This is a genomic window from Tatumella sp. JGM94, assembly GCF_018257595.1.
Taxonomy (GTDB): domain Bacteria; phylum Pseudomonadota; class Gammaproteobacteria; order Enterobacterales; family Enterobacteriaceae; genus Tatumella; species Tatumella punctata.
On the sequence record NZ_JAERJN010000031.1, the window covers coordinates 15,672 to 27,146 of the forward strand.

The window sequence follows — 11,475 nt, forward strand, 5'->3', positions numbered from 1 at the left end:
CTTATTAAATTTCTGACAGCTCCACGGCTACCGGGTGACTTGCCCGCCATTGCTGCGCCTGATGATGGCTAACCTGCGCGCCTTTAAAGTTCACCACGCGCTTTCCACGCTGCTCTCCGCGGTGATACAGCGCCCGCATGCACAGGTGCGGGAAGATTTCCCGCGTGATTAGATTACGCATTTCCCGCGTATGCCCGAAAGGCGCTATCCAGTCACAAAACCACATGCGATCGCCGCTGTTCCAGTCAATTTCCAGCATGTTAACCGCAGGCTGTGTCAGATAACGCGCCTCGGCCTCTTGATTCATCCACGCCCAGCTGAGGAAAAATACCGGCTGATTTCGCTGCGACGCCAGCACATATTGCTGTCGCTTGATGATCGGCAGCAGCAGTGTCGGCAGAGTGTGCAACGGGGCGTCGCGGTGCATCGGCGAATGCATCCACAGCCATACCGCCGCGCCAAAGGCTTCTGCCTCGCTGTCTTCACCGCCGAGGATCAACGGCGCCCTGATATCATATTCGCCTATGCGCATGGTCGTGTCCTCAGTAGTTCCAGCTAAGGTTAAAACCCAGAGTGACCGGGCTGGTGCTGAATTCCCCGGGTTTGGAGAAAGGCACGCCGGCGAACAGATCGTAACCGACCCTGAAGGCATAGCCGCGCAGGCCCACTACGCCACCGGCCAGATGCTGCCCAACCAGATAGTCTGAACCGTAGCCGCCCACTTCGCCGTAGTCGGCACCGAGATACAACTCCTGCCCCTGTAACGGCGTACGCCAGGCCAGATCGTTACGGACGAACCAGCCGTGATTGGCGTTCAGGGTACGCTCGCCATCAAAGCCGCGCACCGTCCAGCGGTTGCCGATAGCGAACTGGTCCTGCGGCGTCAGCGGCGTATCGCTGATCTGACGCTGGTATTGCACGTTGTAGCGGAAGTTCTGGCTGAGCAGGCTGAATGGCACGTCGAGCCGGGCGTTAAGCTGCACAATTTTGCTGAGTGCCGTCGCCTCGCCAAAGGTCTCTTCCGGCGCAGGTAATGCGCCAAACCAACGGGTACCGCGCTGGTAGCTGATACCCGCGTCCAGCGTGGCTTGTTGAATATAGTGGCGGTGCTGCAATCCCAGCCGCCATCCTGAGGTACGCCGGCGCTGTACTTCCACTTCGGTATCGTTGATGTAGTTGCCGGACTCGCGCGCCAGCACGTCATAGGTCAGCATGGTTTTCTGGCTGCCGTTACGGTGCAGCACCCGGCTGAGTTGGAAATCCAGGTTCCTGCTGTTGCCGCGGTAACGGTAGTCCTGATTCTGCCCGGCAATGGTCTGGTGGTAGTCATAGCTGTTGGCGGTGACGCCGGCCATCCAGTAACCGAAAGGCACCGAATAGTGCCCGGTGATGTTCTTCGACCCCTTGCCGCCCTGGTTTTGCAGATCGGCAGAGCCGGAGATATAGAACAGATCACTGAGCGAAAACGGGTTATCCAGCGACAGGGTCAAACCGCCCTGATAACGCCCGGTACTCCTGGTGCCGGAATCATCCAGCGAGACGCCAATACGCCACATGCGCTGCTGCTTCCAGCTCAGGGCAATGTCGCTTTCGCCGGGCTGTTCACCGGGGATAATTTCCATACTGGCCTGCACCGTCGGCAAGCGTTGCAGGTTTTCCAGTCCCTGTTCAATATCACGCAGATCCAGCAGGTTGCCCGCATGGGCCGGGATGCTGCTGTAGGGCTGAATGTAATGGCCGCTGTCCGGCGTCAGTTTCACCTGCCGCACGTAGCCTGGCACCACTAATAATCGCAGTTGGCCGTTTTTCAGATCCTGCGTTGGTGCCAATACGCGGCTGGTGATATAGCCGTGGTCCACCAGCCGGTTTTGCAGGGTGCTCATCAGCAGGTTAATGCCCTGCCCGCCCAGGCAACGGCCCTGTGCCTGACTGGCGATACGTTGCAACGGCAGCCAATCGGGGAGCCGGCCCTGGCCGCTCAACACGACCTGATCGATAGGGAAACAAGGTTTTTCTGCCGGGAAAGCAATACGGCCAGCACCGGACGACGGTGGTGACAGGCGCACATCAGGCGCCGCGGGGATCAGTTGTTGCTCCAGCGCCTTTTGCCGCTGCTGCTGTATGATCAGCTGTTCACTGTTTGATGTTGCTGCCAGCAACGGTTGGCTGAATATAAACAGCGGCAAAACAACGGGGCCACATGGAATACAGACCTTACGCACAGCAAGGCTGAGCGAAGAGTAAGCAGAGTAGCGCATGACTTTTCCCTGTCAAAACACAAATAAACGAAAAAGAAAGAAAACAATTGTAATAAAATGCAATTATTATGCGCAGAAATTGTCCACGGTCAACTTAATTTTGCCCGGTAATGGGCACCGGGTGGCACCTGATGTACTTCAGACCCTGTCCGATAACGCGCAGGTTGAAAATATCGCCGCACGATGACCGAATAGCGTTCCACAGCCGGCCATGCCAGGAGAGCGGTTCCTCAAAGGGGATAAAGGGGATATAGCTGCGCCGAATAGTAGAACACTTAAAAGGAACTTAGCCCGGATTGTGTGATCTGATCAATCGCCAAGCATCACAACCCCCCAACCGGACTGAGCGATGCCGGTCATAGCACCAATTCCCCGTAACGAACGACGCCTGATGCAGTAAGCAATCCATAAAACGCACGATAAAAATTATGCCAGCAGGCTGAATGCCATGTTGATGCTGCACCGGGGTGTCTGTATCAGCGACGTTGCCAGAACACTCTGCTGTGCCCGTTCATCCGTCGGGCGCTGGATTAACTGGTTTACCCTGTATGGCACGAAAGGGTTAATATCACTGCGTCCGGTCGGTAAACGCCGGTGGCAATTTGAGCACATTTGTGTACTACTGGTACAGCTTGTCAGCTGTTTATTTTCTTTCAGGCTTTGTTTCAGCGCCGCTTTATTATTAGGATTTTCAGTCTGCATAATATACTGTTTCCACTGAATAACCTGCTCAGAATAAAGTCCTTTTTTACGGCAGTATTCTGCAATTTTTTCCTCACTCAGTGTGGCTGTTTCGACTATCACAGCAAAGCGCGCTTCTGCTGACCACTGGTCTGTTGTTTTCTCTGCACCGGGCACCGGTTTCCCCCACCGATTTAGCCTGATTACGCCAGTTATACAGGGTAGCTTCGGATATTCCGTCCATCTGTGTAACGGCTGCCACTGTCATATTGTAAGGCGGTAACAGTTTTTCCAGTGTTGCGACCCCATGCTCCGGAGAAATATATTTTATGTATCACTCCATGCCCTCAGATTGATTTTTCAGGGGTGTGCAACTCGATTACTAAATAAATGTTTCCCCTCGTTTTTTTCAATCAATGTAATATAAATATATTTTTTGCACTTTATTTTTAATACCCCACCTCCTTTTCAAACCCCATGAAAATAAAAAGGGATAATAAAAATCAACTACACTTTACACTTCATTTATTTTTATATCATTAATTATATTTCTCATGAAAATATACTGTATAAAATCGACGAAACTGTAATCAGACCAATAGTAAACAAGAACTTATTACTTATCTTATTTCTGAATTGTTCAAGTTTTTTAATCCTGCTAATTGTATAAACAGGAAGAATCAGGGCAATAAGCGCGCCGATTGGACCGCTGAATACTTCCATAATTCCCAGAATACTTGGATTCGTGTAAGCGATGAACCAACATGTAAGGATCATGAATATAAAAATTACGTTATCCGTTGTCTTTTTCTTCAGCGTATTTTTGAATAACCCCACATCTGAATTAATCATGACACTAAGGATTTCATGCGTCCCAATATAATGTCCTAAAAATGACTTCATAATTGCAAAGAATGCAATTATTGGCGCCATCCATGCCATTAATGGCGTATCAAAGTGGTTAGCCAGATACGACAATATAGAAATATTCTGTGCTTTTGCTTCAGCTAAAGCCGCAGGGTTAAGACTGAAAGAACAGCTGTATACAAAGAACAAAACAACTGAAACCATAAGAATATACCCGTAACGCTGTATTATACTGCACTTCAGATCAGCAATGCGATTGCCGTATAATTTTTGCTGACTCACAACCAAAGGTGAAATTATTGGATAATGGTTGAATGATAAAACCAACACCGGGAAAATCATCCAGAGAACCATTAACATAGATTTATTTCCCATCCCCCCCGCATTATACGTGAAGAGTGCTACATTCCAATGCGGAATAAGCCATACTGACATAAAGATCAATGAGGCTATAAACGGGTAGACTAACATACTCATAACTTTCACTGTCAGCGCCTGACCGAATCTCACTATAAAAAGCAAAACTAAAATAAGCGACAAAGACAATAATGCTCGATTTGGAGCGGGTAACCGCAACTGATTAATGATGAAGCTTTCTGTCGTATTCGTTACAGCAACAGAGTACATCAGTAATATGCTATAAACTGAGAGGAAGTATACAAGATTGAAAAATTTACTCGCGGCATCACCAAAATATTCCTGCATAGCACCAGATATACCTTTCTCCGCGACACCAGACCTGAGTATCAAGCGAGCAAAAGCACGGTGAGAGAAATATGTAATCGGGAAGGCAAGCACAGTAATAATTAACAACGGAACGATACCACCAACACCCGCATTGATCGGCAAGAATAAAACACCTGCACCTATTGCCGTCCCAAAGAGACATAGCATCCAGGTCGTATCATTAGCATTCCACTTATTTATATTAACACTATCTTCAGATATAAGTGTTTCTGGGATCATAGAGACCTCGTATTATAGGTGACAACATTCACTATGCCACTACAGATGTTATAGTTGCAAAATAGGAAATTAGCGCTTTGGTAAAGAGTAATAAATAACAGCCATTATTATTTTAATTTAATGACCAGGCACCTTCCCAGACAATTTTACGGTAACGGTCTGGATTTGTATCACCTTCAGTACTGAAAACTAATATCACTGACGAATCGGTAATATTGAGCTTCTGCTTTGCGTCCTTGATTGCAAATTCATCGGAGGAACACAATGTATATAGAGCACCGATACCTATCGCTCCAGACTCACCACTGATTACTTTTGAGTCTCCAGATAATGGATTGCCCAGGATACGCATTCCGGTAGCTGACACATTGTCCGAAACACTGATAAACGCATCTCCACAGTCACGCAAGATATCCCATGTAACAGGATTCACTTCCCCGCATGCCAGACCAGCCATGATTGAGTTTAATGAACCATTCACAGCAACACGAACGCCGCTTCCTGCAAAAACAGATTTGAAAAGGCAATTTGCTGCTTCAGGCTCAGTAATCACCGACCTGAAATGGCCCGGACCGTATGCATCAATGAAATATCCCAACACGCCTCCAGCCATAGCACCCACTCCGGCCTGAAGAAATATATGCGTCGGTTTTTCCAGTCCGTAGTCTTCGATCTGCTGTTTGGCTTCAGCAGCCATGGTCATATAACCTTGTGAAATCCAGGTTGGAATTTCTTCGTAACCATCCCACGCAGTGTCTTGTACAAGTATCCAGCTATTTTCTTCGGCCATTCTTGAGGCCAGGCGTACGGTATCGTCATAATTACAGTCCGTTACCACACATTCAGCACCAAGATTTTGAATGCGTTTTACACTCGATTGCGCAGCTCCTTTAGGCATGTATACAACAGCCTTTTGGCCCATTTCGCGCGAGGCCCAAGCGACACCGGTACCATGGTTCCCTGCAGTAGCCGTGGTGAACGTCACTGGTTTTTCCAAAAGGTCTGCCACACGTGAAAAGTTAATTTCACTGATAGTCAGTCCAAGTTTGTTGGCCAGCACTTTCCCCAGAGCATAGGATCCGCCCAATACTTTGAACGCATTCAGGCCAAAGCGATAAGATTCATCTTTGACATAAATGGATTTCACGCCCAGATTTTTGGCGAGGGCATCAAGCGAGACTAATGGCGTCTCTTTATAGCCTGGGATTTGCTGATGGAAGAGATGCGTTTCTTCAGCTTGCTGCTCAGTAAAGAGACTACTTTTCTTACCCGTCATTAATTCGTTGAGTTTTAGATCGAACATATAAACCTGCTTAAGTAACTTTACTAAGGGGATCAGGCAAGGCGATAAGCCACTGCTTCAATCTCAACTTTTGCATCTTTTGGAAGACGCGCAGCTTCGGTACCGAAAAACTCGGTATAGGTTTCATTTAATGCGGCAAAGTCATTCATATCAGCCAGGAAACAAGTCGTTTTGGGCACGGTTTCAAGTGACGCACCACCCTGCTCTAAAACTGCTTTTACATTGAACATTGATTGGCGAGTTTGTTCTTTAATCCCCCCCTCTGGAAAGGCCATTATTGTCGGATCCAGAGGAAGCTGACCAGAAGTGAAGACTAAGCGGTCAAAAGAAAATCCCTGTGAATATGGACCTATTGCACCAGGTGCTTTGCTGGTTTCAATAATTTTCTTCACAAGACTACTCCTTTTCGTTTAATGCTGATTTAAATTCACGCAGATATTTATAAATGGCATGTCGGGAGATACCGATTTTTTCGGCCACCATGCCTGCTGATTCTTTAAGTTCAAAAATGCCATTTTCAAAAAGTTGAAAAACAATAGCTTTGTTTCGATATTTCTGGCTGATACTGGTATCTGATTCAACCTCAAACATTACGCGTTTTGTTGCTTCATCAATGACTTCAGATGAGTTTGCACTGAAATGTTCATTAACAAGCGAAAGCGGAGAACTGTCAGGCATTAATGTGCGAATTAATTCAGGGAAAGGAACTGAGAGATTTATATTTACGCAGAATAAACCAATCGGTTTCTCATTCTCTCCTGCAACAACACATGTCGTAGACTTGAGTAGCTGCCCCTGTTTGTTCCTGGTGAAATAGCTGCGAGAATTCACCTCACCGGTTTGCAAAAACTGACGCAACATTTTCAGGCCCATATCCGTAATTGGAGACCCTATAGTTCTTCCGGTATGGTGCCCATTGACAATCTTCACAACACTTACGTCCAAATCCTCAAAGGAATGCAACACAACTTCGGAATGAGGCCCAACTAAATCGGCAACCATTTCAGCAAGACGGTAGTAAGACCGCATGAACTCTCGATCACGTTCATTAAAGTTAACTTTGAAGTCTGAGAGTTCGTCGGTTCCGTGATTAATCTGCATATCATGCCCACCTGGTGGCTTTTCGCGTTAACAGTAGAATCCGCACTTGACCTACCAAAGTCAACATACGAAAACCGTATGGATATATGACACGCCTCACAATAATACTTATTTTTATTTTACTATCATTGACTTACAACAAAACAAAGGTTTGTATTTTTAATTTTATGGATCACATTTGTTAACTTAAACCATATTCTGGAGTTGCGATTTCCGTTCACTTAAGTTGATATTATCGGCAAACAGGTGTTTGAGAAATCAGCCCAACAGTTGTAACTGAGCTTTCCGGAGATAAAGTATGAGTGACCATATTTCAGATATTGAATTAGACGGTGCATTGATGCTGGAGCAGATACTTCAGTTGGGTTCAATTGATGCCGCTCATGTGAAGAAAGGCCGAACACGAGCTACCCTTACTGACAGCGACAATCAGAGACGTGACCGACTCATATGGTGGATGCGGGAGCTGAACCTTGATATCAAAATAGGCAAAGTTGGAAATATCTTTGGCACACTTCCCGCAACTGATGGCCTGCAAGAGGTGCTGGATACCGTTGGCATTGATGGCACAAGACTGGGTGATGAGTTAATTCGTATAGGTTACGACGGTGAAATGGAACCTGGCGGCATTGAACCGCATGAATATATTGAGCCTCATATCGAGCAAGGTCCAATTCTCGAAGCCGAAGGCATTCAGACTGGTGCTGTAGAGAATCTACAGGGTATTTCATGGCAGGAGATTGAGGTCACCGGCACCGCTAATCACGCAGGCAAAACGCCTACACATTTACGCCATGATGCGGGATATGCAGCTGCTTCGGTAATTACTTATCTGCGAAATTTGGCTAAGGAAAGCAAGACGCTATCCACTGTCGGTTCATTGCAGATTGAACCCAATACGATGAATGCCATACCCGGAAAAGCAAGGTTTAAAGTCGATTTACGAAATCCTGACGAAGCTCAGCTCAAGCTGGCAGAAAATCAGTTAAGCGCTTTTCTGAGCTCATTCAAAGAGACCGAGGATGTTGAAATCACAACTAAACAGCTTGTCAGATTTCAGCCGGTTACGTTTGCAGCTGACATCGTCAAACAAGGCAAATCTTTAGCTGCCCGCATGAAGTTCAGTTGTCGCAGAATAACCTCAGGCGCAGGGCATGACGTTCAGGTGATTGCACGTACCGCTCCTTCCGCCATGATTTTTGTCCCTGGTAAAAATGGAATTAGCCACAATACGGCTGAATTTACCTCGGAGACTGGACTTATTCATGGCGCGAGTTTGCTGCGTGATGTTGTGCAACAGTGCCTGAAATAAACTCAGCAACCATTAATTACGCTACGCTCCAATTGATACACCCAGTACAGGAAAAAAAGCAATGAGAACCGACTTTCATAATCAGCTTGTTGAATGGCGCCAGTATCTCCATACCGTCCCGGAAACAGGATTTGACTTGAGTATTACACCTGACTTCGTTGCAGCACGCCTGCAAGAGATGGGTATTGAAGTTCATCGTAATATTGGTAAGACGGGTCTCGTGGGTATTATCCGTAAAGGAAATGGCGGCCGCACGATTGGCCTGCGCGCCGACATGGACGCATTACCTATTAAAGAAATTACTGGTCTGCCTTACGTCTCTACTCACGCAGGAAAAATGCATGCCTGTGGGCATGATGGCCACACTTCTACTCTCCTCGGTGCAGCAAAGTTACTGAAAGAAGAGTATGAATTTAATGGCACAGTCATTCTGATTTTCCAGCCGGATGAAGAAAACGGTAAAGGTGCTCGCGCAATGATCGCCGATGGCCTCTTTGATCGTTTCCCAATGGATGAGATTTACGGTCAGCACAATATGCCCGGCATGCCTGTTGGAAAATTCGGCACCCGTGCCGGTGGTGTAATGGGCAGCGAAGACAATTTCATCATTCGTATTAAAGGTCGTGGAGGCCATGCAGCCCGACCACATATGGGCCGCGACCCTCTGGTAACTGCTGCACAAATTATCACCGCACTCCAAACGATTGTATCACGCAATCTTGACCCATGTGAATCTGCCGTTGTTTCATGTACTGAAATTCACACGGACGGTGTTCGCAACACCATACCAAGTAATGTTGAAATCAAAGGTGATACCCGTTCTTACTCACCAGCAGTCCAGGAACTGTTGATGACGCGCATGCGCGCAATTGTGACATCAATTTGCGAAATGAATGATTCAGAAGGCGAATTGATTTACACGCACGAGTTCTCACCAACCGTCAACTGGGAAGAGCAGAAGGATTATGCTGTAGCTGCAGCTCAAAAAGTTTTTGGGGAAGAGAACGTTGACGGCAATATTCCTCCAATGATGGTTTCTGAGGACTTTGGCGCATTCATTGAAAATGTCCCTGGCTGTTTTGTTTTCATCGGCAATGGTGTAGAAGAACAAGGTAAAGGATTCTTACCGCTTCATAACGCTGGCTATGATTTCAACGATGATATTCTTGAAACAGGCGCTCGTTACTTTGCTGAGATCGCCAGCAGCAGATTGAAATAATTCGGTTCATGCGGGTGATACTTTCCCCCGCATTTTTCAACCCTATTCCCCCTCAGTTCAACCCATCAATGCGTATTCCCTAAACCTATTAACCTGGCCCCGAATATGAGCCAGACACAATCAGGAATAACCGGATTCTGTGTGGCTGCGTATTCTGGCAACCGACAGATTTTTCGGCGAATTCGGAGGTGTCATCCAGCCCAGTATAGAATGGGTACGACTCTGGTTATAGTGTATGCGCAAGGTCTCAATTTTGCACTGTGCATCCTCCAGAGGAACCAGTTCTCGTTCAGGCACTCCTGGCGCAACCGGCCATTGAAGGACTCCATTGTAGCATTGTCCATCGGGGTTCCCGGGCGTGAGAAGTCAATCCTGATACCCATTTATACCCGCCTGTCCAGCATTTCTGCCATTTCTGATGCACGAAGATTCTGCCCCACGCAAATCCCCGGGCATTCGCGGGTGTAAAGGTCGATAACCGTGAGCAGCCGCAGTCTTCGTCCGTTATACAGCGCATCAGAAACAAAATCCATGCCCAGACGTGATGCGGATACAGGCCTGAGGGTGCGGTTGTCGGGCGCTATGCGGTATTTATTACGGCGTGGTCGTTTGAGGCGCAGAGATAGCCGGGATCAGCCCAGATAACGGGCATAAAAATGTTGAACAGGCCGCTGCATATGGCCAAAAAATTACCATCGTTCCCGTTGTCGGAGCACAGAAGTCAGCAAAATAATATTATGACCATGCCGAAAAAAACAAAAAACCGCCTTGCGGCGGTTAAACGACATTGCACATAAGTGCTTATTTTTGTTCATTTTGAATCAGTGGTGCCCGGGGCGGGACTTGAACCCGCACAGCCATACAGCCGAGGGATTTTAAATCCCTTGTGTCTACCGATTTCACCACCCGGGCAAATCTGGAGGCGCGTCCCGGAGTCGAACCGAGGTAGGCGGATTTGCAATCCGCTGCATGGCCACTCTGCCAACGCGCCTTTTAACTCTTTAAATTACAACACGTTACTTTGCGCTATAATCTTTAATTCTTTTAATCTGAAATCAGATTCAGACTTAACTATTTGATTCCGAAGACTTAATGTCTTGTTGTCTCTGGAATGGCGGCTATTATGGACTTGTTCCCCATGCTTGGCAAGAGCAATACGCTTTTTTTTCTGAGAAAAACGTTTGAGTGACTGAAAATTCAGCGAACTGTTCAGAGAGCAAACACCTGAAAATGAAAGTGATTAAATTACCCGCGCTCACTGCCGGTTCAGTGAACAATCCCCCCGCGTTCAGGAATCACTTTTATTCCGACACTACCGCGTGCCGGTACGCGCCTTCGCGTTACACTGCCTGTCAGGCGGTCTGTCGTGATACTGTATAAACCAACCCTGCCAGTCCCGACCGTAATCACTGGCCGCCGATGCAGTCCTTAACAGCATCACCATCAGCGCAATATTCAGCCCGCAGACTATGATAACTCTCAACAGCTATGTTTTATTCTGCGGCCAAAAGGTACTGTCGCGGACAGGACTGGCCGATTGATAGCGGTACAAAAACTGAAAGGTAATGACAGAGAAGAGAAATTCAGGGGCAATTCCGGCTGCGGACAGCATCAGCGGCTAAAACGAAAACAGGACCTTTCGGTCCTGTTTTGGCATTTACCAGAAATTTATCGACTCTCTGGTATTATATAATCTGGAGCGGGAAACGAGACTCGAACTCGCGACCCCGACCTTGGCAAGGTCGTGCTCTACCAACTGAGCTATTCC

General features: G+C 47.3%; 8 protein-coding genes, 2 tRNA genes and 2 pseudogenes. 3 read left to right on the forward strand and 9 right to left on the reverse strand.

Annotated features, from left to right (window positions below; all coding sequences use genetic code 11):
* Window positions 1-4 precede the first annotated feature (4 nt).
* A complete protein-coding gene (locus JK216_RS16220; RefSeq protein ID WP_212706643.1) occupies window positions 5-532 on the reverse strand; it encodes a toxin-activating lysine-acyltransferase in 528 nt (175 codons plus the stop codon).
* Between the two features lie 10 nt (window positions 533-542).
* A complete protein-coding gene (locus JK216_RS16225) occupies window positions 543-2,258 on the reverse strand; it encodes a ShlB/FhaC/HecB family hemolysin secretion/activation protein (RefSeq protein WP_212711936.1) in 1,716 nt (571 codons plus the stop codon).
* A 403-nt stretch (window positions 2,259-2,661) separates the two neighbouring features.
* On the opposite strand from JK216_RS16225, the pseudogene JK216_RS16230 reads away from it, so the two are divergent.
* Window positions 2,662-2,895, forward strand: a pseudogene (locus tag JK216_RS16230) (helix-turn-helix domain-containing protein); the annotation flags it as partial.
* A gap of 71 nt (window positions 2,896-2,966) precedes the next feature.
* Here JK216_RS16230 and JK216_RS17105 read toward each other — a convergent pair.
* The 5 genes and pseudogenes from JK216_RS17105 to JK216_RS16250 all read right to left on the reverse strand — a co-directional run.
* Window positions 2,967-3,270, reverse strand: a pseudogene (locus JK216_RS17105) (IS3 family transposase); the annotation flags it as partial.
* 221 nt (window positions 3,271-3,491) lie between these two features.
* Window positions 3,492-4,772 (reverse strand): aromatic amino acid transport family protein, encoded by a 1,281-nt coding sequence (locus JK216_RS16235; RefSeq protein WP_212711935.1) that lies wholly within the window; start codon window positions 4,770-4,772, stop codon window positions 3,492-3,494.
* A 112-nt stretch (window positions 4,773-4,884) separates the two neighbouring features.
* Entirely contained in the window at window positions 4,885-6,075 is a 1,191-nt protein-coding gene (gene dpaL, locus JK216_RS16240; RefSeq protein WP_212711934.1) for a diaminopropionate ammonia-lyase, read from the reverse strand.
* A 32-nt stretch (window positions 6,076-6,107) separates the two neighbouring features.
* Entirely contained in the window at window positions 6,108-6,467 is a 360-nt protein-coding gene (locus tag JK216_RS16245; protein WP_212711933.1) for a Rid family detoxifying hydrolase, read from the reverse strand.
* A gap of 4 nt (window positions 6,468-6,471) precedes the next feature.
* Window positions 6,472-7,176 (reverse strand): PAS domain-containing protein, encoded by a 705-nt coding sequence (locus JK216_RS16250; protein ID WP_212711932.1) that lies wholly within the window; start codon window positions 7,174-7,176, stop codon window positions 6,472-6,474.
* 298 nt (window positions 7,177-7,474) lie between these two features.
* Here JK216_RS16250 and JK216_RS16255 point away from each other — a divergent pair, with 298 nt between their 5' ends.
* Window positions 7,475-8,488 (forward strand): hydantoinase/carbamoylase family amidase, encoded by a 1,014-nt coding sequence (locus JK216_RS16255; RefSeq protein WP_212711931.1) that lies wholly within the window; start codon window positions 7,475-7,477, stop codon window positions 8,486-8,488.
* A 61-nt stretch (window positions 8,489-8,549) separates the two neighbouring features.
* A complete protein-coding gene (locus JK216_RS16260; protein WP_212711930.1) occupies window positions 8,550-9,707 on the forward strand; it encodes a M20 aminoacylase family protein in 1,158 nt (385 codons plus the stop codon).
* A gap of 825 nt (window positions 9,708-10,532) precedes the next feature.
* On the opposite strand, the gene JK216_RS16275 is transcribed toward JK216_RS16260, so the two are convergent.
* Window positions 10,533-10,619 (reverse strand) — tRNA-Leu (locus tag JK216_RS16275).
* Between the two features lie 5 nt (window positions 10,620-10,624).
* Window positions 10,625-10,698 (reverse strand) — tRNA-Cys (locus tag JK216_RS16280).
* Window positions 10,699-11,475: the final 777 nt, after the last annotated feature.

Bases quoted from the DNA above. Each gene is read 5' to 3' on its own strand.
- JK216_RS16220 (WP_212706643.1), bottom strand. From the start codon at position 532: ATGCGCATAGGCGAATATGATATCAGGGCGCCGTTGATCCTCGGCGGT.
- JK216_RS16225 (WP_212711936.1), bottom strand. From the start codon at position 2,258: ATGCGCTACTCTGCTTACTCTTCGCTCAGCCTTGCTGTGCGTAAGGTC.
- JK216_RS16235 (WP_212711935.1), bottom strand. From the start codon at position 4,772: ATGATCCCAGAAACACTTATATCTGAAGATAGTGTTAATATAAATAAG.
- dpaL (WP_212711934.1), bottom strand. From the start codon at position 6,075: ATGTTCGATCTAAAACTCAACGAATTAATGACGGGTAAGAAAAGTAGT.
- JK216_RS16250 (WP_212711932.1), bottom strand. From the start codon at position 7,176: ATGCAGATTAATCACGGAACCGACGAACTCTCAGACTTCAAAGTTAAC.
- JK216_RS16255 (WP_212711931.1), top strand. From the start codon at position 7,475: ATGAGTGACCATATTTCAGATATTGAATTAGACGGTGCATTGATGCTG.
- JK216_RS16260 (WP_212711930.1), top strand. From the start codon at position 8,550: ATGAGAACCGACTTTCATAATCAGCTTGTTGAATGGCGCCAGTATCTC.